We start from the raw sequence: 26,939 nt of genomic DNA on the forward strand, positions 1-26,939 counted from the left end.
TCATGGCGAAAAAAGTAGCAGACCAAATCGTAGAGATGCTGGTTAATAATAATGTAAAAAGGATTTATGCCGTAACTGGTGATAGTCTAAACGAACTGAATGATGCGGTTAGAAGAAGCGGAAAAATTAAATGGATTCACGTTAGGCATGAAGAAGTAGGTGCTTATGCTGCAGCTGCTGAAGCAGAATTGGATGGTTTGGCCTGTTGTGCAGGAAGCAGCGGCCCCGGTCATGTACATTTAATAAATGGCTTGTACGATGCCAATCGTTCCGGAGTTCCAATTATCGCTATTGCCTCTACTATTAATACGCCAGAATTTGGTGTTGATTATTTTCAAGCTACAAATACCTATAAATTATTTGATGATTGTAGCGTGTACAACGAAGTGGCAACTACACCCAAACAAGTACCACGCATGTTGCAAGCGGCAATTCAAAATGCAGTTCATAAAAAAGGTGTAGCCGTATTTGGTTTGCCTGGTGATGTATCTGCCATGTCTGCTGAAGAAAGTGCAACGTCTATGTATAATTATCATAGCGAAACTATTTTACGACCATCGGATAATGAGATGCAAAAATTAGCCGACTTGGTGAATAAGCATCCAAAGGTTTCTATTTATTGTGGTATTGGAGCAAGAGAAGCTCATGATGATATTGTTAAATTGGCAGGGTTACTAAAAGCACCTATCGGATATTCATTCCGTGGCAAAATGGGCATGCAGCACAACAATCCTTACGAAGTAGGAATGACGGGATTACTCGGTGTTCCATCCGCGTTCCATGCCATGCACGAATCGGATGTGGTCATATTATTAGGAACTGATTTTCCTTACGAGCATTTTATGCCGGTAACAAACAAAATTATTCAGGTTGATGAAAAACCGGAACGATTAGGAAGACGGGCAAAATTAGAAATGGGATTGACCGGAAAAATAACAGATACCATTGCGGCGCTGTTACCATTAATCAAAGAAAAAGAAGACGACAGCTTCTTAAACGCTCAATTAGAATTTTACGAAAAAGTAAAAGAAAACCTAAATGTCTATGTAAAAGATTCAGGCTTTGAAGACCATATTAGCCCTGAATTTGTGGCATCTACCATCAATGAAATGGCTAATGATGATACAATTTTTACAGTAGATACAGGTATGTGTTGTGTGTGGGGCGCAAGATACATTCACGGTACCGGAAAGCGAATCATGTTGGGTTCTTTCAATCATGGTTCAATGGCTAATGCCATGCCTATGGCTATTGGAGCACAATTGGCCTATCCAGAAAGACAAGTTGTTGCGTTTTGTGGCGATGGCGGTCTTTCTATGCTATTGGGAGATTTGGCAACCATCAAACAATATAACCTTCCAATAAAACTGATAGTTTTTAACAACCGCTCTTTAGGAATGGTACAATTGGAAATGCAAGTAGAAGGCTTACCAAATAATGAAACCGATATGGTGAACCCTGATTTTGAAATGGTTGCACAGGCCATGGGATTCAGAGGAATTTCGGTTTCAAAACCTGAGGATGTAAAACAATCCTTGCAAGAAGCATTTGCACACGATGGCCCTGTTTTAGTAAGTGTATTTACCAACCCGCAAGCATTAGCTATGCCTCCAAAAATGGAATTTGAACAAATGAAAGGATATGCTTTATCTATGAGCAAAATGATATTGAGCGGAAGAATGGATGAAGTTTTAGACATGGTAAAAACAAATTATAAACATATGAAAGAGGTCTTGTAAGATTTGATTTTTCATAAAAAATAAAACATGAAACAATTCACGAAACATACTATAGATACGGCGCCTGAAGCTTCCAAGGAAATACTCACCAAAGTGAAGGAACAAAACGGAGCTATTTCCAATTTATTCAAATACATGGCAGGTTCTCCTGCTGCGTTGGAAGGGTATAGTAATCTAAGCAAATCTTTTTTCGCCAAAACTTCATTCACAACGGGCGAGCAAAATTTAATTTTGTTATCTTCAAGTGTGGTAAACCAATGTCAATACTGCATAGCGGCGCATACGAGAGGAGCAAAACAAAATGGAATACCATCTAAAATCATCAATGAGGTACGTAAACAATTGCCCGTATCTAATCAGAGGCTGAATGCGCTGGTAACGCTTACTGAAAAAATTACAGTAAGCAGAGGGCATCTAGAAGCATCTGATTTAGAAGTTTTTTATGATGCAGGTTTTACGCCAGAGCAGGTTATGGATGTTATTGTTGGTGTATCCCTTAAAGCAATGAGCAACTACATCAATCATGTTACCGAAAACATTATTTCAGAAGACATGGAACCATTCGCTATGGGGAAAGAAATTGAAGATTAATAAAAAAAGGGTATAACATTATTATTTTAAATATGATAGTTACCCAACAAAAATGCTTAAACAAATGGCTGGCAGCACTAAAAAGTTCACGTTAATTGGTCTTTTTAGCCTTCTGTTTATCATTGTATGGCAAAATTCCTTCGTTGGAACCACGGATATTGCCAATTGGTGTATTGAAAATACCTTAACGGTAATTTCGTTACTTTTTTTAGTTCTTACTTTTAAAAGATACAGATTCAGCAATTTTAGTTATTTCGTGATTTGTATCTTTTTATGCCTGCATGTGTATGGTTCAAAATATACCTATGCAGGGAACACCTTCGGATTTTGGTTACAAGATATGTTTCACTTTCCAAGAAACCAATACGATAGATTAGTGCATTTTAACTTCGGTCTTTTACTCTATTACCCAATGCAAGAATGCTTTTCAAAATGGCTACGATATCCCCAGCGTATTGCTTTCTTTTTACCAATCACGGTAAGCCTCTCCGTAAGTGGTCTATATGAAATTATTGAATGGTTGGTAGCCGATATTTTCTTTGTAGAACAGGGTGTTTCTTATTTAGGTACGCAAGGCGATGTTTGGGACTCCCAAAAAGATATGGCTATGGCTTTTCTGGGATCAACTATAGCTTTTTCTATTTTTTATGTCTACTATAAATACCACTTCAAAAAGAATTAAGCCAATTTATAATAGATGAGTGCATCAACGTATTTTCCCTATTCATAATGGTCCTCTTTTTATACTAATCACTACACTTCCTTATAAAAAATTATTATAAAAAGTAGCTACATGATTTGAATCAGTTAAATGGTTTTTCAATCGCTATACCTTTGAATAATTATTAATTGTAAAACCTCATAAAATGAAAACACCGAACATAGGAATTTCAGCAGAAAACAGACAGGCTATCGCAGATCAGCTATCAAAAATTTTAGCAGATGAATTTGTACTCTATTCAAAAACATTGAATTTTCATTGGAACATTGAAGGCCCCGATTTTCATTCTGTACATCTTTATCTTGAAACATTATATGAAGAACAACAAGAGGTTGTTGATACCGTAGCTGAAAAAATACGCGCAATAGGTCATTATGTGCCTGCAAGCTTAGAAAAGTATTCAGAACTGACACATCTTACCGAAAAAATAAAAGGTGGTAATGACAGCCAAAGTATATTCGCAGAATTATTAGAAGATCACGAGAGTATTATCATTTTTCTACGAGAAGAAATAAAGCCGATTTCAGATAAATGGCAAGCTGAGGGCATCAGTGATTATGTAACTGGTCTAATGGAACAGCATGAGAAAACTGCTTGGATGTTACGATCACATTTAAAGTAACATAAGTTTATATACTTATAAATTAAAGACATTGAAAAACCCAAATAGCATCAATTCTATTTGGGTTTTTAATTATGTAAGGTTAGCTTTAAGAAGTTAGATTAAATGTAATTTGAATTAAAAACTACCTGCTTACAATACAATAGACATTCTATAAAAATCTATAGTTTTAGAAAGCATAGCAAACTCCCAGGTTAAAATTGAGTCGGTATTTTTCTCACTTCATTCTCATCTGGCTCAGCTGCAGCACTTTGGGTATAATTATCGGTAAACTCGAATTCCTTTTCATTACGAGGTAGATCTTCTAACTGTTGACCCTATTCAGAATTAAGTTAAGACATGGTATTCAAATATTTTTCTAATATTCGTCTCTGCCATTTAGCAACGATAGAAAGTTTTGTTTCAGCATTCATTAACACCAGACCATAACCTAATCGAGATAGCTTACAATCACTAATAATATCATTGTTTATACTGCTAAAAACTGGTTTAAAATGTTCCTTCAAATTCATTTTTGATGACCTGGCGACACTCATTGCCTTTGCTACAGCATCACTAATTTGTTTGGGTGATAATCCATTATACAGTAAATCGCTTGCAAAAAAGTGCATTCGCAGACCATAATAGAAATCCATAAAATTATCGATGCTCTCAGCAGATTGGTTTTCTAGTTTATAAATAGAGATTTGCATATTAGAACCAGTTTTAAACATTTTGAATATTGAGTTGATAATAAAAAGTCGAGATTAATTTTTAAAAAATTTATTTTCTCAATATTTGACTCGACTTGTTCCGATTAGTAGCGCTTATCGTTAGCGTTGTATTCACTTAGAGGTACTAAATCTCCATAGCTCTAGTACACCTCAGTAGAAAATTAGAGACTTTTCTCAAAACCGAACACCATCATTTTAAACTGACGAAAATTGCTCGTAAAGCCTTCCATTCTTTCCTTAAGTTGACGATGTTTATCTCTATAATCAGAATCAGACAAACCACGTTCACCCATTTCTAAACGAGATAACAATCTTTCATGTTCAGAAATTTCATTTGCTAGGGAATCGAACAATTCGAAATGTACGCTATCTAGATCTTCAAGTATTTTACCATAGGCCGTTTGAGCCGCATCTTTTGTTTTTCTTTTTTCTATTAAATCGATAAAAAATAAAGTTTCATCTTTATAAAAGGCGATATCGCTCAACCATTCCTTACTTTCAAAATGAAGAACATCTAAACCTGCACCTAATAATAATTCTGTTTTTGGATTCACTGTTTTTGTTTTCATAAGAGTATTATTTAAATATTTTTTATTGTTTTTATAAGTCACTCAGCTTTTGCTGTGCTTGCATGAATTAATTTATTTCTCTATCTCATACCTATTAAAAAAGCTAGCTTCTATGCTCTTTCGTGCATTCTCTAAAAGCTCTTTCACCTCTTCTTTGTTTTGGTTACGAATCATGGCAATTTGACTTATCGAAAATTGATACTCCGTGGCCAATTCAAAAACGGTACGCATAGGCATTGGTAAATAATGCAAGACCATAGCAGTATGTTTTTTAATGTTCTCTTCACCCAAATCTTTATCGAGCTTATCCATGATTTCTTTTTGGTCGTCTTCAATAAAAACATGGTTTAACACATAATCATTCTTTGGATATGATATATCATCTAGCTCATCGATCATAACGAAATCACCGTCACCATCTGTACTGAATTTTTCTTCCATCTCATCCCATTCCGGGCGAGAATAATCATCGATGTTCTTTAAAAAATTATCATCAAAATCCTCATCTGCAATAGCATCCTCTAAAAGTTCATCGGCTTTTTTAAATAACCAAGGATGAAAATCTTCTTTATCCTCAACCTTTTCAAAATTATCATAGACAACAATAAAAAGCTGGTCAATAAAATCATCTACCTTGTATTTACCTTTTGGAAGGTTTCCTTTAGCCAAAGCAGTTACCAACCTATTCGCGATATAGCGTTTAACCTGATATAAATCTTCCAATAATAAATTATTGAACAATGCCGGGTTATTATCTTTTTTGTACTGTGTTAAATCTGCAAACGTACTCGCAACGAATACATTAAATTCATTTTTACTTTTATAATACTCAGGACTGTTCATGTTATATACTTTAAATTAAAATGCACTATAAAAATGCAGATATATGAAATAGAATACTATGACGTAGGTCAGTCTCAAAAAATATTAATAGTTTGAATTTATATTTTCACAAAGCAAATCTTTACTTAATGAGTTTCGACAAAACTTAGCTATAATAGCGCTAGTTTGTTTTATCAATTTTTAATTTATTTTCCAATTTTTCAATATCAAATTGATCTCCTCTTACAACAAACAAATAGGTACCGTTGCCTAGTTTTTTAATACTAACTACGGCTTCTGATTCACTCACTCCAAGGCCTCTCAATATTCCATAAGGTCCACCAGAAAGCACCCCGATAGTACTTTTACCTATAGGATTTAGAAATGTAGCAACCAAAGAACCAGCCACAAACAAATGACCCAATTCAGGATTATAAAAGGTATCAAAATCAGTATTTTCACCCAATAATTTTCTAAAAAAAAGTTTTAGTTCATTCTCATTTAACTCAGGTTCTTTAGAGGCATTCATATTGTCGTCTCCAAGATTACCGATTACCGATATGGCTATTCTATTAAAATTCATCTGACGAACCGTAATAAGTGCATGTTCTAACTCTGAAATTTTATTATAGCGCTTTAGAAAAGTTTTTTTATGTTCTGTTTTCGGGACATTCATATTAATCAAAATTTAGAGACATCATGGTCATAAGCTGGGTCATTCTCTTAAGCTAATGTACGAGTACATATTTTCAATGTTCCTGACCTAAGTCAGGGTGTTGAAAAAAAAACTGCGCTAGCTTTGTACTATACATTTAAGACTAATTAAAAAATATAAATCATGGCAAATGATAGTGGAAATGTACTTCTGGCATTATTAACAGGAGCAGCGATTGGTGCAGGCTTTGGAATATTATATGCCCCTGAAAAAGGAGTTAAAACAAGACACAAAATCAAAGACAGAGCTTTAGATGCTAAATATGAACTAACTGAACATGTATCTTTCTCCAAAAATGAATTGAATAAAATAGCCAACGAAAAGAAAGTAGAATTCGAACATAAACTAGAAGAGACAGTTAGAAATATGAATCACAAAGCAGATGATATTCTGGCTTCATTAGAACAAAAGTTAGAAGACTTAAAAAAGAAAAATGCTCAACTGCAGAAATAATATAATATGCATTCAAAGCATTAAAGAAAGGCTGCATTGATTTAGAAATTGATATAAGGTCTTACCTTGAAAGTGCAGAAGAATCATAAGATTTTTAAAGTACTTTTGACAGCGGTTAATACTATATCCTATTCTATATATATTGGAGGTATAGCTTTTCTTGCCTTGTTTATAGTATCGCTGGGGGGAGTCTTACTTGTTCTTAATCTAAGAACGGAAAGGTCTATTGAACATTTTTAATGGAAAGAACATTATACAGTGTACTTGGTTTTTCAGTTATATTTTTACAAGTATACGCTGTAGACCATTCTCACAAAATTATCTAAACATTACTCTGACACGCATTCACGAAGAAGTTTAGCACGTTTTCTGAAATAAACAAGGAATTAAGTATTCTAAAACCTCAATGAAAAATTGCAAATGCAAGTTTAAATTTGATTTAAATACCACAAAAAATCATCTGAATCCATCACAAATAACCAATATTACTCCCTTTGGCATTATACAAATAGTGATAGATGTTTCACTAAATAATGGATTGAACTGAATTCATCGGTTACGACGTAAAACCAAGATTAAAACATCTTCAGTATGCTATCCGAAATCTGCAACCTGTTGTAATTGTTTTTTATCTGAAAGTATAATTCTACGTGATGTACCCAATTGAATCAAACCTTTATCTTTAAAACTAGAAAGTACACGTATAGCTGTCTCAGTAGCCGTACCTATTAAACCTGCAAAATCTTCTCTTGAAATACTAATTCCTAAATCATCATCTTTTACAAGGCCTTTGTCATATAATTCTAATAATGCAGTGGCTGCTCTTTTACGAACCGAATCAAAAGCCATACCCATCAACTGCTCTTGCATGTGAAGTACATTATTTGAGATCATACCAATAAATTTGTTCGATACTTCTTTATTATTGAATAAAAGTTGGGTGAAATCTTTTTTAGGAATACAGCAAACTTCACAATTGCCAAGAGCTACAGCAGTTTCCGTATATAATCCGGAGTTACCCAAAATGCAAAGTTGACCTATAAAATCTCCGGCTTTGAACATACCGGTCACATACTCTTTGCCATTTTCGTTATGCTTGTATGTTTTAACTTCTCCGCTATGAATAAAATATAGGCTATAAGCGAAACTCCCTTCTAAAAAAATCTCATCTTTTGCTTTGTATTGGTTCAGTTCACGGTCTTCTGAAAGGTCTTTTAATTCTTGATATTTTGATGCTTCTTGAATAAATTCGTTGATACCTTGAACGCTTCTTGAAAATTCTTTACGTAAAAAAGAACTCTTTTTAAGCCTTGCCTCTATTGCATCAAATAATTCTTCTGCCTCAAAAGGCTTGGTTAAATAATCATCTGCCCCCATAGTCATTCCTTTACGAAAATCGGACTTTTCAGATTTAGCCGTTAAGAAAATAAACGGAATACTTGCTGTAACGTGGTCTTCGCTTAATTCTCTAAAAACTTCATAACCATCTACTTCTGGCATCATTATATCGCAGAGGATAACATCTGGCACAAAAGATTTTGCTTTTTCAATACCAATTTTTCCGTTTTCTGCAGTGGTTACTTCGTAATTCTCAAGTTCCAGAATTTCCGCGGTCATCTCGCGTACATCTAAATTGTCTTCAATAAGTAGTACTTTTTTCATTTTCGAATAGGTTTAAGGGGAGTTCTACAATAAAAGTTGTGCCTTTGTTAAGCTCGCTTTGAAAGCTAATATTACCCTGCATTAACAGGATATAATGTCTTACAATATTTAATCCTAAGCCGGTACCTTGAAAATTTGTCGCATTTTTTGCTCTATAAAAACGCTGAAACAAATAGACTTGATCCTCGGAAGGGATACCAATGCCTTGATCCGTAACCTCAAAAAGGAGTTTCGTATTCTTAGTATCTATTTTTAGGGTTATTTTTGTGTTCTCATCGGAATATTTAATAGCGTTCGCTAACAAATTATGTACAATATGCCTTACTAGTTTTAAGTCAAGCCCTACCTCTATACGAGGTTGACTATAGCATATTTCAATTACCTGGCCTTGTTTTTTAACCCCTTCAATCTCTTCTACCAACGAGTTGGAGAATTCAACAAAGTCAAATAAAGTAGGCATAGCTATTGTTTTCCCTTCTTCTAACTTACTCAATGACAGAAAATCATTCAGAATAGCTACAAGATTTTTTACGCTCGCCTTAATTGTACTTATATATTTTATTCTTTTTTCTTCTAAACCAGCTTCATTCTGCCTTTCAATAAGGTTAGTAGCAGAAAGAATAGCGCTTAATGGCGTTCTAAATTCATGAGAAGCCATTGAAATAAAACGAGATTTAAGTTCATTAAGTTCTTTTTCTTTTTCTAAGGTATTCCGAATCTCAATTTCTACCTTTTTTTGGTCAGAGATATTACTATGCACTATTAAGGCTTGAGTAATATTATGATTTTCATTATACAAGGGCGTGGTATTAACCAAATACGATCTTTGTTGAACTTCTATTTCAAAAGAGCAGTGTTCTCCTTGTAAAGTTTTCCTAATATTATGTATAACTTTCTCCAAGATATCATTCTGCACCCCTATTACTTCACTAACTCTAAAACCTTTGCCCGCCATGTCTCTGAATCCCAATTCTTCTAAATCTTCGCCTTCAATAAAAACGATTTCAATGTCAGAATTAACAACGACCACAAAGCCCCTTGGAAATTTTTTAAAAATAGTGGTTAACAATTCTTGACTTGTGACCGCACTATTTTCTGCTGTCTTCGTAATCAGAATTTGGTCTTCAAGACTTAAATTAGATTCTACCAACTTCTGAACCATTTCTTTAAGTTCTACTGTACGAGAAGTGACTTTGTTTTCCAAAAGTTCGGCATAGGCCGATAGTTCTTCCCTACTATTTTTTAACGCTACACCAATATTGTGTTGTTCAATAGCCACGCTTATGGCCTGCGTTATATTATAAATAATTTCTTTTTCCGTATCCAAAGGATTTCTAGAAACGGGTAAATAAATGGCAAAGGTTCCTAGTAATTCTTTATTAGATGAAAATATAGGAAAAGACCAACAGGCTTTAATATTATCTTTTATCGCTAATTCTTGAAAATCTTTCCACAGAGGATCACAAAGGGTATCTGAAACAATTACTTCATCTTTAAAATATGCCGCTGTGCCACAAGATCCATTTTCAGGACCGATAAACATTCTTTCAATAGCCTTTGTATAGGTTTCTGAAAGACTCGGTGCCGCCAATTTCTCCAATTTTCCAGATTCCTCGTCCAACAAAAGTATGGAGCCCTGACAATTGGGAATTGCCGTTTCTATAGTTTCAATAATCTTGTAGGCTATACTCTTTAAAGGTTCATGTTGAATAATCATATCCATAACATGAGACTGTCCTATTTTAAAAAACTCTTCTATTTTGTGAGTCGTAACATCATTCTGAACCCCAACAAAATGGGTCATTTCTTTTTTATTATTATATATAGGTGTAATACTAATGTCATTCCAGAATAAAGAACCATCTTTTCTATAGTTACGCAATACCACGCGGCACGCTTCTCCCTTTTCAATGGCAACAGACATTAATTCAATCTCAATTTGATTGTTATCATCACCTTGTAAAAAACGGCAATTCTTACCCAAAAATTCTACCCTCTCATACCCTGTTGTCTTCGTAAAGGCCTCGTTACCATAGATTATAGGTAAATCGGGCTGTTGGGCATCACAGATAATAATTCCGTTAGCGGCTGCTGCTAAAGCACGGTTACGAACATATAATATGTTTTCTATTGTCCTCTCCTCCGTTATATCTCGAATAATGGTCAAAAGTCGATTTTTGCCCATGGGCACAATACGACCTTCATAAAACTGCCTTTCATTTTCGCCATCAAAGTCATACTCAACAAACTGAATCTCGTCACTCTCAATGGTTTTATCCATTCCTTTACGAACTACTTCGTAAATATGTTTCGGTAACAATTCGCTTATATATCCACCTATTAAACTAGCTGGCGGAGCAAATAATCTTTCTGGTTCTGGGGCATAGCATTCAATAAATTGACCATCATAGTCCAAGATGAACATCATCATATCTGGCAGCGCACCTAATAACGCCTTGTTCTTGTCCAAATTTTCCTCTAATTGCTGCTCAATTTCTTTTTGTTCTGTAACGTCTTGTATGGTACCGAACCATTCTAAAGGCTTGCCGTTAGTATCATAAGATGCTTTACCGTGAGCCATGATATACCTCACCCTTCCATCGGCTCTTACTATTCTTTTTTTATTGGAATAGTCAGTATGATTTTTTATGGCATAATCCACTGAATCTCGGGTATTCTGGCGATCATCAATATGAATATAATTAGAGGCAGTTTCGCTAGTAAGTCGCTCATCGCCAGGTTGCAGACCGCATATTCTATAAAACTCGTCAGACCACTTTCTTTCATTAGTCTGCAGATTCCACACCCAACTACCCACATGAGCCAGACTTTGGGCCTCGTCCATTTTCTTGGAATTAACAAGGGCTTTTTTCTGAGCTACTAATCGTTCGGTAATATCTATAACAAAAGCGATGACAACATTTTCGTGTCTAATTTTTGTGGGACTTAGACTTATCTCGACAGGAAATTGTAACCCATCTTTCTTTAGTCCCCATAAATCTCCTCCTTTTCCCATAGCCCTTCTTTCAGGACCTTCTTTAAAACCCTTTCTATGGTTTCTATGAGATTTCTTATATTTATTTGGAATGAGGTCTTCTACTTTTTTATGTAAAAGTGCTCCTGAGCTATAGCCGAACATCATTTCAACCGACGGATTGGCCTTGATAATTTGCCCCTCATGATTTACCACTAAAATACCTTCGACTGAAGATTCAAAAATACCCTTGTAGAGTTCGTTATCTTTAAATTCCATCATTTTATATAGGCTAAAAGTCTTTCTGTAAAGACTATATTAAAGTTAATGAAAAGACGCCTTTGCAAGATAAAACTCAAAAAAAAGCAATTTAAGCCCGTACCCAAATAATTGGGCCAGGATGCTTCGTCTATTAATTTTGAAAAAAAACGTCCATATAAGGTTTAAACAAATGTATAATGGTCGTATTTACATTAATATGACCATTGTCATATTTTTCACATTACTCAGTAATCTTTACTTTAAAATTCAATAATTAAACTTGAGATTTTCACTATCTATTAAAGAATACATTTGTGGCAGTTTAGCCTAAATCAAATAAAGCATCTAATGCGTTAATATCCAATATGCCTAGGTTATTTTGACCTTGAGGTAAGATTATCATATTGCAATGTTTAAAATTTAACATGAATTCTTAAGTAGACCTGCGTATATAAATTCACCTAATTATCATATAAAAATGTTTTAAGTCGTGCATTTTTTTTAACGGATTCATATAAAAACCGATGAATTTGTCACATTATTTAAGGGGTGGCTCAATAGAAAAATCATTTAAAAATTCGCCATCTATTAGCCCAAACGATTTATTTTAATAGATGTAAATATACCAAGAAACGAAGTAGAGATAAGCACAAAGCAAACAGGATAAAGATGACATTATACACTAAACAAAATAGATTCTTTTAAATAAATTAAACTTCTATTTATAAAAGAGTAACCTAGTTTTAATAAAGTACATTTCTATTCTTCACAAATATTGCAGACCTTTATATAGCAACTTTAAAATGGCTTTTGGATGACAACAACTGAAGAAATACTAAAAGAACGTGTTAAAGAGCTTACGTGCCTTTATGAAGTTACTTCTATTATCGTTAATTCAGATTATGACCAACTACAGACCTCATTAGAAGCCATAGTATATTGCCTTAAAAGAGCTTGGCAGTTCGAAAATGTTGCTGAAGTACATTTAAAAGTTGGTGAATATGAGGTTACAACAGATGATTATCATACTGATATGGTAACCCTAGTATCCAACATTAAAGTTTTTAATAAAATAGAAGGTGAAGTCATCGTTGCTTATCCATCTGAAAAGTATTCAGCGGAAGACTTTTTAAAGGAAGAGAAAACATTACTGAATAATATTGCTTTAGATGTCGGCAACTTAATTGAACGTAAGCAAATTCGAGATAGTGAAGCGAATACAAGAAGACAGATGGAGCGTACCGATCGTTTACATATTCTTGGCGAGATTACCGCCGGTATTGCACACGAATTAAATACCCCTCTAGCCAATATACTTGGTTTTGCAGAATTACTTACAGAAAAAATGACCGATAAAGATGCTGTTCGCGATTTAGAAAAAATCATGGATAGCGCCATTTTCAGTCGCGAAATTGTAAAAAAGCTAATGTTCTTTGCCTGTGAGATGCCACAAGAAATGAAGACCGTTAAACTAATTCCAGTAGTTACAAATGTGCTAAAGCTTTTAGAACCTTCTTTAAGAAGTAAAAAGCTTCGGTTGAACAAGTCGTTCGACAATGAAATAATGGAACTCAAGGCAGACACTGTTCAGTTAACCCAAGTAATGTTTAATTTAATAATGAATGCTATCTATTATTCGCCAGAAGGTGCTACCATAGATGTAAGTATTTTAGATACCATTAATACCATTTCTATTCAAATTGCGGATCAAGGCAAAGGCATTGATGTTGATTTGGTCGATAAAGTTTTTGAACCATTTTTCACGACCAAACCTATAGGCGAAGGTTCTGGACTTGGACTGAGTGTGGTACATGGTATTATTACCAGTCACAAAGGCAAAATATCTCATAAATCGAATACACCAAAAGGGACTATATTTACGGTCGATTTTCCTAAATTGTAATTATGGATTTACGTAAAGAGAACATTCTTATTGTTGATGATGATATCGATATACTAGAGCTGCTACAAAGGCATTTACAGTCGATGGATTATCATACCTATAAGGCGGTATCGGTAAAAGAGGCTTTATTTATTCTTAAAGATACCTTTATCGATTTACTCATTACCGATATTCAAATGCCCGAAATCGATGGTTTACAATTATTGAAATTCGCCAATGAACATTATCCAGAAATACCGAAACTTGTAGTTACCGGTTATCCTTCAGTGCATGATTCGCTCGAAGTTATTAAATCTGGAGCAACCGATTATCTTACAAAACCATTTACCAAATTAGAACTTAAAGAGGCTATCGACAAAGCCCTCTCACAAAATAAATCAAGAAAAAAGACCCCAACCAAAGCAGCAAATTCAAAGCCAAATATCTATTCTGACATGGTCGGCGAGTCAGAGGCTTTTCGAAAGGTCACAAATATAATTGATAGAGTAAAAGATAATAAAGCCACGGTTATTATAAAAGGAGAAAGTGGTACCGGAAAAGAATTGGTAGCACGAGCAATTCATTATTCTGGCAAATTCTCTCGTGAGCCATTCATTGCCGTCAATTGCGCTGCCATACCAGAAAATTTACAAGAAGCTGAGCTCTTCGGGTATTTAAAAGGTGCTTTTACAGGAGCTAACGAAAACAGAAACGGATTCTTTCAGGCAGCTAAAGGTGGTACTTTATTTTTAGATGAAATCGGCACTGCCTCATTGGCCGTACAGACAAAATTATTAAGAGCCTTACAAGAAAAAGAGATTACAAGAGTAGGATCTAGACAGGTTGAAAAAGTTGATATTCGAATTATCGCAGCTACCAACGCAGATTTAATCGAAGATATTAAGAACAATACTTTTAGAGAGGATCTGTACTATCGTTTAACTGTTGTAGAAATTAATGTTCCTCCACTTCGCGAACGAAAATCGGATATTCCCCTTTTAACAGAAAAATTTATTCGTAAATATGGTATTGAATTTAAAGATCGGTTATTACAAATTTCTCCGGAAGCTTTACAAATTTTAGAACGTTACAATTGGCCTGGTAATATTAGAGAACTCGAAAATATAATACAGCGTGCCGTAATCATGTCTGATGGTATTGTTGATGTCAAAGACCTGCCCGATTTTTTAAAATATCAAATAGATTTTCCGAATAGTGAGTTACTTCCTCTTCGTGAAATGGAGAAAGAATATATTCTACGCGTTCTAAATCATACCCAAGGCAATAAGACAAAAGCTGCCGAAATTCTGCAAATAGACCGTAAAACTTTACGTGAAAAATTAAAATAAGTACTGGGTACTATTTCCTCATGCGGGTAATTTCTCCCCACCACCATACATCTCCAAAATTAAAATTTAATATTTAAACACCTGTAAATCAGTTTATTATGATTTACAACATCTTTTATCTATACTATAGGCACACCATTTGCATATATCTGTACAAATAAACAAATCTGTTTTACCCTCAATTTTAAATCTCTTTTGAGCCTCGATAATAGAATCTTAAAAGTGTTAAAATTTAAAACAGCAAGTTGAATTTAATACATAGCAAAAGATGAAGTATGGTAGTCTTGTTTTAGAAAAAAATGAATTCTTGATGATTAAAGATTATCTAGAAACGAATGTTACAATTGAAGATTATGCACACAAGAATACTTTAGAGATTCTACATCAAAATATGTCGACCGCAATGCTTTTTGAAACGGAAGACATCCCTTTTGACATCATAAAAATATACTCTTTCATTAAACTAGCAGGTACATCTGGCATACGCCAAACTTTTCAACTAGTAGCACCGAATGAAGTTAACATTCAAGAGAACAAAATTTCAATAGTGAGCAGTTTGGGTGCCTCAGTTATTGGCCGTGCCGAAGGTGACAAAATAACCTACGGTCTACCTGGCGATGTCATATCTCTAATAATCGAAAAAGTAAAGCAATCAAAAGAAGTTGATAACGCCGCTACAACCACACCAACCATAAATAAAAGAAAACCAAAAAAATTAAAAACTTATTAATCATTAAAAAATTAAGGTATGATCAAATATGCAATTGCCCTTTTATTTTCAGTAAGTATGTTGAACGCACAAAATGACACGGCAAAACAAATAAATGTTGACGTTGGTGATATTTTTGAAATCGGAAAACCCGAAACCAACAAGTATAAACACATCGATTTTCCTCGTGAAAATTTCATAATAAAAAGAGGTGGTATAGCTAATTATAAAAGAGCCGAAGGCGCTACTGTTGTAGTTACCTCAGTAAAAGAAAAAAAAGATGGAACCACTCAAATAAAGTTTAAGAGAAAAGATGGTGGGCGTTTTTTTGGAAGCCATACCGTTATTCAAGCAGACTATCATGAGGCTATTTCATCAGGAGAATTAATGGCCCCATAACTCTTTTTTTAGTTGGTTGATGTAATCCACTTGGCTATTAGAAATTTTATTTTTTACAATAGAATTATAGGTCAGGTGGGTTTCCATCATAATGATTACCTGTCTTTACTAGGTTTAAACAAAACGCAGAACTCATGTTTAAAAAGCTTAAAACACAACAAAGAATACATACTGGCTTCATTTTAGCCATTGCATTTTTATTGGTATTAGGCTCTAATAGATTATACCAAAGACATTTTTCTACTATTCAAACCTCGGTAAATTCCGTTCATAAAGACAGAGTAGTAGTTCAGGATTACATTTATCAGCTCAACAATATTTTTCACAAAAAAGAACTCCGCTTTATTAATGATGACGACTTTACCGCTGTGGCATCGGAAAATAAAAAAGTAGAAAAATTACTGCTTGATTTTGGAATGACGAAAATGACTACTAAAGAATATAAACTTCTCAATGAACTAACAACACAATTTGAAAAGCTTGAAAAATCGGAGCATATGATTTTAGCATCTCACGATAATCTAAAGGGTGGTGTTGGTGTCTTTTCTATAAAAACGCTTCAAGAAATAGCGCAAAATCTAGATGAGCTCGCCAATATTCAACTTAAAGAAAGTAAACACATGACCCAGCTATCTAATAAATCTTTAGATATGAATATGCTCTTAGCCAAACTTGAGCTTGCCTTTTTAATTATAATAGGAATTGCCATGTTGGCTTTGATTTTTATTCCATTTACAACGAAACAACCCGTATTTGAATAACAAGGGTATTCAAGTACAATTTTAAAAACATCATAATCTAAGCAAGATGAAAAATTATATGCGGAGCATCTGCTCAACTTGTAGGCACGCCCCTTATTGTTCATTAACAACTGATAAAAGCTCGATTGTATCGTGTAGCGAATATTCCCATTTTTTAGATATTACTAGTGAACCAATAGTAGTTATATCGAATGAAATGGCCAGTAGTGATGAACTTAACAGTGAATTAGTATTAAACTAAACATAATGATAGCAAAATTAGAATCAGAAAAAAAAGTACCAAAACAAGGTATGCTTGATAATGTCATGCGCCAATTCGATAATGCCGCTGACATCATTGATTTGAATACCAACATTAGAAAAATATTAGAGGTTACAAATAATGAATTTGTCGTACACTTTCCGGTACGTATGGATAACGGTGAAGTAGAAATTTTCACGGGTTATCGTGTTCAACATAATAATGCATTAGGCCCTTATAAAGGCGGACTTCGATATCACCCGACCGTTGATATTGATGCTGCTAAGGCTTTAGCAATGTGGATGACTTGGAAAACCTCTTTAGCTGGCTTACCCTATGGTGGTGCTAAAGGTGGTATTCAAATAGACCCTACCAAATACACCAATTCAGAATTAGAACGTATTACAAGGAGGTTCACGTACGCTTTAGGCGATAATATTGGTCCTGAGCTTGATATTCCTGCTCCAGATGTAAATACCAATCCGCAGACAATGGCGTGGATTTTAGATACGTATATGTCTACTAAGTCACCTGCAGAACGTTCTACCAACATGCACGTAGTTACCGGTAAACCTATTGGTGCTGGAGGCTCAAAAGGTAGAGATAGAGCCACAGGTTACGGAGTTTTTCTAACCATTAAATTTTGGGCAGAAAACCACAATGTTGAATTAAAGGACAAGAAATTTATAGTACAAGGTTTTGGTAATGTAGGGTATTGGGCAGCTTATTTCTTAGTTAACGAAGGCGCTATTTTAACAGCGGTACAAGATGCTTATGGCACTATTGTAAATGAAGAAGGTTTTGATGTAGATAAGCTACTTGAATACACTCAAGTAAATAAAGGTAGTATTCTAGGCTTTGCAAATGCGCGTACTATTGATAACTCAGCCTTTTTTGCTTTAGACTGTGATATATGTATACCAGCAGCATTAGGTAATCAAATTACCGCAAAGAATGCCAGTAAAATAAGAGCCTATTTAATTGCTGAAGGTGCAAACGGACCAACTGATGTTGATGCCGAAGAAATTCTACTGAAGAAAGGTGTAGATATCATACCCGATATTCTTTGTAATTCAGGTGGTGTTATCGGTAGTTATTTCGAGTGGTTACAGAACCGTAACGGTGAAATATGGACGCTTGAAGAAGTGATGGAAAAACTTGAAAAGAAAATGAGAGAATCATTTACCAATGTTCTTGAAACTTCGAAAAAGAGAAAAGTCGATATGCGAACAGCTGCCTTTATCATTGCGATAGAACGTTTAGAAGAGGCCTATGTTCAACGAGGAATTTTTCCATAAATAAAAGTAATAATCAATATATAAGTTGGGAGTCTAAGAAGTATATTTTTTGAATCATTGTCACATTTAGTGTAGTTGAAATTATTTGAAAATCAGCTAGCTAATGTTATTGACTGCGCTCGATATGATAATGAATTTACTTCTTAGACACCCTAATTACACCCAAAATAATAAGAAGATGAAGTACGGGAATCTGGTTATAGAGAAAAAAGAATATGTATTACTTAAGAGATTCATGAATCTTTCTGGGTACTACAAAGATGATACGCTACGTAAGTCGGTTCAGAAATTAGTAGGCGAAATGGAGTCTGCTATTATTTGTGATGCATCAGAAATGTATGATGATGTAATTCGATTCAACACCACTGTTACTATTGTATCAGATGGCGGTTGGCATAAAAAATTCAAATTGGTGATGCCGATGGATAGTGATATAAAAAACGATAAAATATCTATTCTTACACCAATGGGAGCCGCCGTTATGGGCTACAGTGAAGGTGACACGTTGCTTTGGGAGTTTCCATCCGGAGAACAAAAACTGACGATAGAAAAAGTAGAACAAGAAAATGAATATATAAATTTAAACATGGTACTATGAATGTATCAACACCATTTTATCCTCATGAATCTGACAAAAAGATTATGATGAAAAAAGATAGAACAGAAATTAATAATTGGACCGAGGAACTTGAGTATCTAAATGAAGAACTTGAATATTTTTTAGATATCGAAGACCGTATGTTGAATAACTCAAATTTATATCAACAGTTACATGGTGTGCGTAGAGAAAATGCATTAATCTTAGGCGTATTATATCGCTATGAGGGCACAATTGGTAATGCCATTGAATGCGACACAACCGACTGTGATACCTATTACCTGAATCATCATGAAAAAAAACGTAATACCTATTTAGCACATATCAAAAATTATAGAACCTTAAAAACCAGAATATTAACACAAATATTATTAAAAGCTCAAAGATAATTCAGTAGCTAAAGTAGTAGGGATAGAGAACAGTTTATAAAACAAGTTAATCTTAAAATAAAGCATCATGGACAAGAATATACTATTGGCAACAGATTTTTCAAAAGCTTCGTGGAATGCTATACAGTATGCAATAAAATTGTATGAAAAACAGGATTGCAATTTTTATATTCTCAACTCTTATTCTAAAGAATCTCATGGTCTTGATAATATGACACTGTTGGATCCCGACCAAGCATTTAATAAAATTTCTGAAGGTCGTTCAAAAGAAGGTTTGGGCGATATTTTAACGAAACTATCAAATATAAATACCAATCTAAATCATCGGTTTCATGTTATTTCCGAATCGACTTTATTATTGAACGCTATTCAAAAACTAAACAAAAAATTGCAGTTTGATATGATTGTTATGGGCGCTAAAGGAATTCATAATAAAGAAGATGAATCGTATGGTAAAAACACCCTTGAAATTATTAAAAGCATTAGAAAATGCCCGGTATTGGTGGTACCTGCCAATGTGAGTTTTAATTATCCTCAAGAAATTGTTTTATCCACAAATTTTCATACTAAAATTAAATCTTCAGAAATAAAATACCTTACTGAAATAGCAAAAATCAGCAATGCCAATATTCAGGTTTTAAGTCAGTTCGATACCGATAAATTAACTTTTAAGCAAAAACGGAATAAAGTCCGCATACGCAAACACCTTAAGGGAATAGAACATAATTTCAATACCCTACACAATGTAAAAATGGCAACTGCCTTAAGTTGTTTTGTAGAAATCAGAAATTCGAATATGATTAGCTTCATCGATAAAAAACCGTCGCTATGGGAAAGATTTGGTTTCGGTAAATTTTCATTGAATAAACTAGGCTATTATTCGAATGTACCCGTACTAGCACTTCACGGTAAGTAATGCTCAACACAAAAACCAACCAGTTCAGATTATTCCAATTAATGAGAAAATATTTTATCATTCCTCTATTACCTTTAATTCTAGTAGCGTGTAAAGAAATAAATGATATTGATGATCAGCATCACGATAATTTTGAAAAAAGAACCGTAGCTATGAGCACTTTAGATTCCCTAGAATCAGGTGTTTCATATCTATCGGTTAGCTCACAACTTTACAGCCTTTCAGAACATAAGGCTCATAATTTTACGATTACCGCCAGTATTAGAAACATTAGTTTAACAGATACCATGTACATTACTAAAGCTAAATATTTAGATACCAATGCAAAACCGCTGCATACGTATTTTAACCAACCCATATTTGTTGCCCCTTTAGAAACCCTAGAAATTGTAATTGATGAAGTGTATCATGACAAGAGTACAGGAGCAAGTTTTATTTTTGATTGGAAGATAAAACCCAAGTCAAAAGAACCGGTATTTGAAGGTATTATGATTTCAACATATGGCAATCAAGGTTTATCATTTACAACCCAAGGTCAACGCATCGACTAAAACAAGAATCGTATCTTGCGTTAGCTTAGATAAAACTTTTAAGACTAGACAGATTGACTTTACATGATGGACGATAATATTCACAGATTACTATATAATTACCTCTTAGAAACAGGATTAACCGAAACTTCAGCCTCTTACCTTAACCTTTCAATTTTAATGATAGGGGCTTTATTATTGGCCTATTTTCTAGATTTAATAATTTGGAAGGTATTGCGGTCAATATCGGTAAGATTAGCACGAAAATCAAAAACTAATTTCGATAATTTTTTAGTCGCGAATAGGGTTCCGCGATATGTAGCACATATTATTCCTCTTAGTATTTTATTTGAATTTATTCCGTTTGCATTTGTTGGTTTTGACTATGGTAGCCGAATGGCTCTAAAAGGTATTCATGTACTCTTCGTAATATTAACACTTTATTTAGTTAAAAGCATTTTTACAAGTATAAATGATTACTTAAAAACGAAGGAAAGGTTTAGAGATAAGCCCATGGGCAGCTACATTCAGGTATTTATGATTTTTGCCTGGGTTGTTGGCATTTTTACCATTTTCGCCATTATGACCGATGTACAGATCTGGAAATTTTTTACAGCCCTTGGCGCAGGTTCTGCTGTAATATTATTGATTTTTAAAGATTCTATACTTGGCCTTGTTGCCAGCATACAAGTCAGTATCAATGATATGGTTCGCATTGGTGATTGGATAACTTTTGAAAAATTCGGTGCCGATGGCGATGTTATCGAAATTACCCTTGCTACCGTTAAAGTTCAAAATTTTGATAAGACCATAACCACAATACCAACGTATTCTTTAATTTCAGATTCTTTTAAAAACTGGCGTGGAATGCAAGTTTCTGGTGGGCGACGTATTAAAAGAGCACTCATAATAAGCCAAAAAAGTATTCGTTTTTTGTCAGAAACAGATATAGAAGCGTTTCAAAAGATACAACTGATACAACCTTATCTAATCACCCGTACCGAACAGATAAATACATTCAATACAAGTAACGAAATCAATAAAGAATTAGCGATAAACGGTCGAAACCTTACCAATATTGGGTTATTTAGAAAGTATGTAAACGATTATCTTCAGAACCATTCTGCAATTAATAAACGAATGACCTTAATGGTTCGTCAGCTACCACCGACACCACAAGGTATACCCTTAGAGATTTATGCATTTAGTTCAGATAAACGTTGGGAGAATTATGAATATGTGATGGCCGATATCTTCGACCATTTATTGGCTGCCCTACCCTATTTTGACTTACAGGTATACGAAATTCCGGTTTCAGTAACTTCAGCACCTTTGAACTAAACGGAACTAAGATTTAGCATTTAAAAAAGTAGTCAAAAAATATATAAAGCCGTTTGCAAACGGCTTTATATATGAAATACCTAATTATCAAATTCTGTCCAATTACCCGTATACATCGCATTTAACAGTTTAATTGTATCTTTCATTTAGATAACAAAAATTGCACATATATATGTGTTACCTGCAAGCTCAAAAAAATGAACAGCTTCACCGAAATATCAAAGTTTTTCAAATCTGAATATTCATTAAATCAAGATGGATTAGAGGAGCTATTCTCTTTATTTGAAGTTAGAGAGCATAAAAAAGGAAGTTTATTAATTCAAGCTCAATCGAAAGAAAAACAACTTAGATTTCTTAACAGAGGAATAGTAAGGGAGTATTATTCAAATCAAGAAAAAGAAATCAATATTAATTTTTATGTAAAGCCACAGTTCATTTCAGATTTATTAACCTTTAGCCAAAATTCAACTACTAATAAAAATCAAGAATGTCTTTCTGTTGTGGAAGTTTTAGGCATTGACCGAAAGTCTTTTTTTGATTTATTAGAAAAATATCAATGTGGAAAATCCTTTGTTGAATCATCATTTCAAAAACTATTAAAACAAAAGGAAATGTTGGAGTTTAATCGCATTACCAAAACCCCAGAGGAATTATATAGAGAGTTATTCATTTACAAACCTGAATGGCTTCAATCTATTCCTCAATATCATATTGCTTCTTATTTAAATATAACCCCTGAAACGTTAAGTCGCATTAGAAAACGCACTTCTTGATTTGAATCAATGAAAATGATTCTTCTTTCTTAGACTTTTGTATAACACATAAAAAACACAAAATGTTAAATATTCATCATATACGAAATGCGACTATGATTCTGGAAACAAAAAAAGATGTCATTTTAATTGACCCAATGTTAGGAGATATTGGAATTATGCCTTCCTTCACTTTATTCAGACATAAAGCAAGAAAAAACCCAACCGTTCCTTTACCTAAGAATCTAGAATCTATATTAAATAAAGTTACTCATTGCTTAATTACGCATCAACATCCTGACCATATTGATAAAGCTGGAATTCAATTTTTAACAAAAAAAAACATTCCTGTTACTTGTAGCAGTAAAGATGAAAAAGCTTTCAGAAAAAGAGGATTAAATATTATCCAGACTTTAAAATATTGGGAAACACAGAACTTTTTAGGAGGAACAATTGAAGGAATCCCCGCAAAACACGGTTATGGTTTTGTTGCTAGACCAATGGGAAATGTAATTGGCTTTTATATAAAATTACCTAAACAGAAATCTATTTATTTAAGTTCAGACACAATTTACACAGAGTCAGTGGATAAAGTTCTAAAAGCTTATAAACCTGACATTAGTGTTTTAGCTTGTGGAACTGCTCAATTTGACTTATTCAACAAACTTATTATGGATATAAATGATATTTTAAAGTTTGTTAAAAATGCATCAGGAAAAGTCATCGCTAATCATATGGAATCTATAAATCATTGTCCATTAACCCGAAAAAAACTAAGAGAAATATTGATTAAAAATAACTTGACAAATAAAGTTCTTATTCCCCAAGATGGAGAGGTGATGGAAATAGCCAGTAGGTAACAATGTATAAAAAACATAGGGCCTTTGTGCTTAGTTGAAAGGTCTGTGATTATTAACAAAGTCCGCTAAATATAAAATTTGACATTTATAGATGAAAAGATAAAAGCAAAATATTTATATTTAGCTAATTAATAAACCGAAACGAAAGTGCTTATCACCTGCCCTACTTGCCATAGCCTTAACGAACAGAAATGCACATGAAAAAATTAATCCTTTCCATTTTTATTCTAACCTTCTTAATCGGATGTAATTCAGATAAAACTGACATTAAACAGAACAGGGAGCATGATTCGAGTCTGACACCTTTAGAGGTTGTTAATAAGCGAATGGATTTTTATAATCGTCACGACTTTGATGAATTTATAAAACTCTATGGGGATGAGGTTAAAATCTACACATATCCTGAGAAATTATTAGGAACAGGAATAGATAACATAAGCTCCATTTTTAAACCCAAATTTTCTGACAAATCCATTCAAGTTGTGATTATAAGTCAAATGAATAATGGAGACCATGTTATAAATCACGAGATCGTGACGGAAGATGGAATTGATACAAAATATGTATCAATTTATGAAGTAGAAGATGGGTTGATAACAAGTGTGAGATTTGTTAGAGACAATTAATAATCGGATTCTATTGAGATAGCTACTATTAATAGATTAAAGAGCAAGCATAACTTCGCATATAAAAAACTTAAATCATATTTTTAATCAGGCAAATCTGAAATTAAAGAACAATGGTCTCTTAGAATTATTCAACTTTTAGTGGACTCAAAAAGAACACAGGATATACTTACGGAAAAATAGTAACGAAATGGGAATCTGGAAAAAACAAGCACGATTATTCAAGATACGAATATCAAGTTAACGGAATTACATTTCAAGGAAAACAAGGAGAAAACTATCCAAAAGAAAAATTGGTAATTATTGTTTATGACAAAGAGAATCCGAAATTTAGTATGATTGCGGAATATCCGTTTGAATTATTAAACCTACAGAACGATACATTAAAGATTGAGGAAACATTCGTGAATTATAGCTGGTGGAATTAATTGCGGCCGACAAAATTTTTGATGAATGGAAAGAATAAAAATGCACTACAATAAAGCATAGACGCAATACTTTGGCTGTAATTTTGGAAGAACCACAATAAGTAAATTTAACTGTTTACTTATTTTTATTTTTGTAAACATATATATTGACTTTTTTATATATTTGTAAACGTAAATGTTTACATATTTTTTATTTTGTAAACTTAAGACTTTACAAAAATGAGAAACAAAAGAACACTTTTAATTGAACAATTGGACCAAAAGCTTCAACCATTTTCCCAAACTAGAATGGTTCTGGTCCCAGAACGCGGATGGATAAATACAATCCGGACCACACTTAATATGACAATGGCCCAACTTGGCAGCAAACTGAATATCACAAGACAAGGTGTAAAAAGAATTGAAGACAGTGAAGCTAATGGGACGATAACACTCAATTCCTTAAAAGATGTAGCTAATGCTATGGACTTAAAATTAGTTTATGCATTGGTCCCAAAAAATGGGACTATTGATTATTTAATAGAAACAAAAGCCGAAAAACTGGCTCAAAAGATTGTATTGAGGACCAATCAAAATATGAAACTTGAGGACCAAGGCATTGGAGATGATAAGATAAGTAAAACCATAAAAGACCTTGCTATTGAAATAAAAAGAGAGTTAAGGAAATCATTATGGGATTAGAATTAAAATATGATGATGGACAAACACCTTTGGACGCAGAAGAAAAGGAAGGTATTAAAATAAAATCTATCACTACTCAAAGAGAACTGGATGAATTTGAACAACTAAACATTGAAAAAGCAGTCGAATGGACTATTCATTCAAAATTTAAACCTGAAAAAATTCTAACAGAAAAATTCATAAAAGACTTACACAAAAAAATGTATGGTGATGTATGGAAATGGGCAGGTGAATTTAGAAAATCTGAAAAAACGATTGGTATTCCATGGATTCAAATTAGTATAGAATTACGGCACTTATTAGATGATGCAAAATATTGGTTAGATAACAAAACTTATTCACCTGAAGAAATAGCAATTAGATTTAAACATAGAATAGTATCTATTCATTGCTTTCCAAATGGAAACGGAAGACACTCAAGAATGATGGCCGATATAATTATGGAATCGATATTTGGGAACGAGATATTTTCGTGGCATCAATCAAATATGGTAAAGGCAAACGAAACGAGAAAAGTTTACATTACGGCATTACAAGAAGCTGACAAAGGAAACATAAAACCTTTAATGAATTTTGCCAAAAACTAAAGCCGCCAAGGACTATAGCTAATAGGACGGATAATGATTAATTTAATAGCTTGGGTTTGCTTACTGAGTCCGCCAAATCTTTTGGATTTGGCAATTAAAAAAGAAAATATAATTACAAAAGAAAAAGCGCTGACTCGCATACCAGACGGAAACAAAAAGTTTCCTTGCCTGCCCTACTTGCCATAGTCGAGAACTTTCGCAATAAAACGATGATGAAACGATGATGAAACTTTAAGAATTATTTAAATGAAAAATAATATAAATTATAAATTGATATTTCTAAGCCTGTTAATAATAGGATTCAGTTCTTGTGACATAAGACAAAAAGATGATCAACAATATGAAATTTCAAAAATAAAGAATGAAGAATTATTTAGTTCCGTAATCTTAAAACATCTAAGTGCTGTAAAAAATAAAGATTTTATTACTTTAAAATCTACAATGTCTCCAAAAGGAAATATGGAATTAATTCAACCAGGTTCTGAAATTGTATATTCTGTTGATGGATTTATGAAATTTCATCAAGAATGGTTTGACGTACCTAATTGGACAGTTAATACAAAAATATTAAGTACTGATATTGGCGATAGAATTGGTGTGGCTACAACAGAATTTTTATATAAAGAACCTGAAAGAAATGGAAAACCATATTTTAATAGACTAATTGTCACATATACTTTAGAAAGAATAAACAATAACTGGTATATTATTAAAGACCACGCCAGTTCAATTGAGAAAACAAAAAATTAA

At 33.4% G+C, this 26,939-nt stretch carries 28 protein-coding genes; 22 read left to right on the plus strand and 6 right to left on the minus strand.

The features are described from left to right. Positions 1-2: 2 nt before the first annotated feature. From AAC084_RS14110 to AAC084_RS14125, 4 genes are all read left to right on the plus strand, one after another. Positions 3-1,739, plus strand: a complete 1,737-nt coding sequence (locus tag AAC084_RS14110) for a thiamine pyrophosphate-dependent enzyme (protein WP_339840859.1) — start codon at positions 3-5, stop codon at positions 1,737-1,739. A 27-nt stretch (positions 1,740-1,766) separates the two neighbouring features. Beyond that, on the plus strand, positions 1,767-2,330 hold the full coding sequence (locus AAC084_RS14115) for a carboxymuconolactone decarboxylase family protein (protein WP_339840860.1): 564 nt from the start codon (positions 1,767-1,769) through the stop codon (positions 2,328-2,330). A 52-nt stretch (positions 2,331-2,382) separates the two neighbouring features. Beyond that, complete coding sequence (locus tag AAC084_RS14120) at positions 2,383-3,012, plus strand: DUF2238 domain-containing protein (protein WP_339840861.1); 630 nt, start codon at positions 2,383-2,385, stop codon at positions 3,010-3,012. A 184-nt stretch (positions 3,013-3,196) separates the two neighbouring features. After that, positions 3,197-3,673 carry a DNA starvation/stationary phase protection protein gene (locus AAC084_RS14125; protein ID WP_339840862.1) on the plus strand — a complete coding sequence of 159 codons (477 nt, stop codon included), beginning with the start codon at positions 3,197-3,199 and terminating at the stop codon, positions 3,671-3,673. 332 nt (positions 3,674-4,005) lie between these two features. Here AAC084_RS14125 and AAC084_RS14130 read toward each other — a convergent pair whose 3' ends face one another. From AAC084_RS14130 to AAC084_RS14145, 4 genes are all read right to left on the minus strand, one after another. Next, complete coding sequence (locus AAC084_RS14130) at positions 4,006-4,365, minus strand: hypothetical protein (protein WP_339840863.1); 360 nt, start codon at positions 4,363-4,365, stop codon at positions 4,006-4,008. Positions 4,366-4,547: 182 nt separating this feature from the next. After that, positions 4,548-4,955, minus strand: a complete 408-nt coding sequence (locus tag AAC084_RS14135; RefSeq protein ID WP_339840864.1) for a hypothetical protein — start codon at positions 4,953-4,955, stop codon at positions 4,548-4,550. A gap of 72 nt (positions 4,956-5,027) precedes the next feature. Then, the gene (locus tag AAC084_RS14140) at positions 5,028-5,798 is read right to left on the minus strand and encodes a sigma-70 family RNA polymerase sigma factor (RefSeq protein ID WP_339840865.1); all 771 of its coding nucleotides are present in this window, start codon (positions 5,796-5,798) and stop codon (positions 5,028-5,030) included. 160 nt (positions 5,799-5,958) lie between these two features. Beyond that, positions 5,959-6,453 carry a hypothetical protein gene (locus AAC084_RS14145; RefSeq protein ID WP_339840866.1) on the minus strand — a complete coding sequence of 165 codons (495 nt, stop codon included), beginning with the start codon at positions 6,451-6,453 and terminating at the stop codon, positions 5,959-5,961. 162 nt (positions 6,454-6,615) lie between these two features. On the opposite strand from AAC084_RS14145, the gene AAC084_RS14150 reads away from it, so the two are divergent. Next, complete coding sequence (locus AAC084_RS14150; protein ID WP_339840867.1) at positions 6,616-6,945, plus strand: YtxH domain-containing protein; 330 nt, start codon at positions 6,616-6,618, stop codon at positions 6,943-6,945. 594 nt (positions 6,946-7,539) lie between these two features. Here the strand turns inward: AAC084_RS14150 and AAC084_RS14155 are convergent. Next, positions 7,540-8,607 carry a response regulator gene (locus tag AAC084_RS14155; protein ID WP_339840868.1) on the minus strand — a complete coding sequence of 356 codons (1,068 nt, stop codon included), beginning with the start codon at positions 8,605-8,607 and terminating at the stop codon, positions 7,540-7,542. Beyond that, positions 8,585-11,863, minus strand: a complete 3,279-nt coding sequence (locus AAC084_RS14160) for a PAS domain S-box protein (protein ID WP_339840869.1) — start codon at positions 11,861-11,863, stop codon at positions 8,585-8,587. Before AAC084_RS14160 ends, AAC084_RS14155 begins: the two co-directional genes overlap by 23 nt. A gap of 793 nt (positions 11,864-12,656) precedes the next feature. On the opposite strand from AAC084_RS14160, the gene AAC084_RS14165 reads away from it, so the two are divergent. The 17 genes from AAC084_RS14165 (at position 12,657) to AAC084_RS14245 (ending at position 26,939) form a co-directional block, all read left to right on the plus strand. Then, positions 12,657-13,745: a HAMP domain-containing sensor histidine kinase gene (locus tag AAC084_RS14165; protein WP_339840870.1), complete on the plus strand. Its 1,089-nt coding sequence runs from the start codon at positions 12,657-12,659 to the stop codon at positions 13,743-13,745. 2 nt (positions 13,746-13,747) lie between these two features. Next, positions 13,748-15,073 carry a sigma-54 dependent transcriptional regulator gene (locus AAC084_RS14170; protein ID WP_339840871.1) on the plus strand — a complete coding sequence of 442 codons (1,326 nt, stop codon included), beginning with the start codon at positions 13,748-13,750 and terminating at the stop codon, positions 15,071-15,073. A 268-nt stretch (positions 15,074-15,341) separates the two neighbouring features. Beyond that, positions 15,342-15,803, plus strand: coding sequence for a GreA/GreB family elongation factor (locus AAC084_RS14175; protein WP_339840872.1), 462 nt, complete (start codon positions 15,342-15,344; stop codon positions 15,801-15,803). A gap of 18 nt (positions 15,804-15,821) precedes the next feature. Further along, on the plus strand, positions 15,822-16,181 hold the full coding sequence (locus AAC084_RS14180; RefSeq protein WP_339840873.1) for a hypothetical protein: 360 nt from the start codon (positions 15,822-15,824) through the stop codon (positions 16,179-16,181). A 134-nt stretch (positions 16,182-16,315) separates the two neighbouring features. Further along, positions 16,316-16,942 carry a hypothetical protein gene (locus AAC084_RS14185; protein ID WP_339840874.1) on the plus strand — a complete coding sequence of 209 codons (627 nt, stop codon included), beginning with the start codon at positions 16,316-16,318 and terminating at the stop codon, positions 16,940-16,942. 246 nt (positions 16,943-17,188) lie between these two features. Next, a complete protein-coding gene (locus AAC084_RS14190) occupies positions 17,189-18,481 on the plus strand; it encodes a Glu/Leu/Phe/Val dehydrogenase (protein WP_339840875.1) in 1,293 nt (430 codons plus the stop codon). A 178-nt stretch (positions 18,482-18,659) separates the two neighbouring features. Continuing rightward, positions 18,660-19,079, plus strand: a complete 420-nt coding sequence (locus tag AAC084_RS14195) for a GreA/GreB family elongation factor (RefSeq protein WP_339840876.1) — start codon at positions 18,660-18,662, stop codon at positions 19,077-19,079. After that, the gene (locus tag AAC084_RS14200; RefSeq protein WP_339840877.1) at positions 19,076-19,468 is read left to right on the plus strand and encodes a hypothetical protein; all 393 of its coding nucleotides are present in this window, start codon (positions 19,076-19,078) and stop codon (positions 19,466-19,468) included. Before AAC084_RS14195 ends, AAC084_RS14200 begins: the two co-directional genes overlap by 4 nt. 67 nt (positions 19,469-19,535) lie before the next feature. Continuing rightward, entirely contained in the window at positions 19,536-20,384 is an 849-nt protein-coding gene (locus AAC084_RS14205; protein ID WP_339840878.1) for a universal stress protein, read from the plus strand. A gap of 41 nt (positions 20,385-20,425) precedes the next feature. Then, positions 20,426-20,935: a DUF3124 domain-containing protein gene (locus tag AAC084_RS14210; protein WP_339840880.1), complete on the plus strand. Its 510-nt coding sequence runs from the start codon at positions 20,426-20,428 to the stop codon at positions 20,933-20,935. A 66-nt stretch (positions 20,936-21,001) separates the two neighbouring features. Further along, positions 21,002-22,255, plus strand: a complete 1,254-nt coding sequence (locus AAC084_RS14215; protein WP_339840904.1) for a mechanosensitive ion channel domain-containing protein — start codon at positions 21,002-21,004, stop codon at positions 22,253-22,255. Positions 22,256-22,452: 197 nt separating this feature from the next. Then, positions 22,453-23,028, plus strand: coding sequence for a Crp/Fnr family transcriptional regulator (locus tag AAC084_RS14220; protein ID WP_339840881.1), 576 nt, complete (start codon positions 22,453-22,455; stop codon positions 23,026-23,028). Positions 23,029-23,090: 62 nt separating this feature from the next. Then, a complete protein-coding gene (locus tag AAC084_RS14225) occupies positions 23,091-23,867 on the plus strand; it encodes an MBL fold metallo-hydrolase (protein ID WP_339840882.1) in 777 nt (258 codons plus the stop codon). A gap of 197 nt (positions 23,868-24,064) precedes the next feature. After that, the gene (locus AAC084_RS14230; protein WP_339840883.1) at positions 24,065-24,493 is read left to right on the plus strand and encodes a nuclear transport factor 2 family protein; all 429 of its coding nucleotides are present in this window, start codon (positions 24,065-24,067) and stop codon (positions 24,491-24,493) included. Between the two features lie 647 nt (positions 24,494-25,140). Then, positions 25,141-25,602: a mobile mystery protein A gene (locus tag AAC084_RS14235; protein WP_339840884.1), complete on the plus strand. Its 462-nt coding sequence runs from the start codon at positions 25,141-25,143 to the stop codon at positions 25,600-25,602. Continuing rightward, positions 25,593-26,189, plus strand: coding sequence for a mobile mystery protein B (locus tag AAC084_RS14240; RefSeq protein WP_339840885.1), 597 nt, complete (start codon positions 25,593-25,595; stop codon positions 26,187-26,189). The genes AAC084_RS14235 and AAC084_RS14240 overlap by 10 nt, the downstream gene beginning before the upstream one ends. 246 nt (positions 26,190-26,435) lie before the next feature. Continuing rightward, positions 26,436-26,939 carry a nuclear transport factor 2 family protein gene (locus AAC084_RS14245; RefSeq protein WP_339840886.1) on the plus strand — a complete coding sequence of 168 codons (504 nt, stop codon included), beginning with the start codon at positions 26,436-26,438 and terminating at the stop codon, positions 26,937-26,939.

This window comes from uncultured Maribacter sp. (genome assembly GCF_963977385.1).
In the GTDB taxonomy this organism is placed as follows: domain Bacteria; phylum Bacteroidota; class Bacteroidia; order Flavobacteriales; family Flavobacteriaceae; genus Maribacter.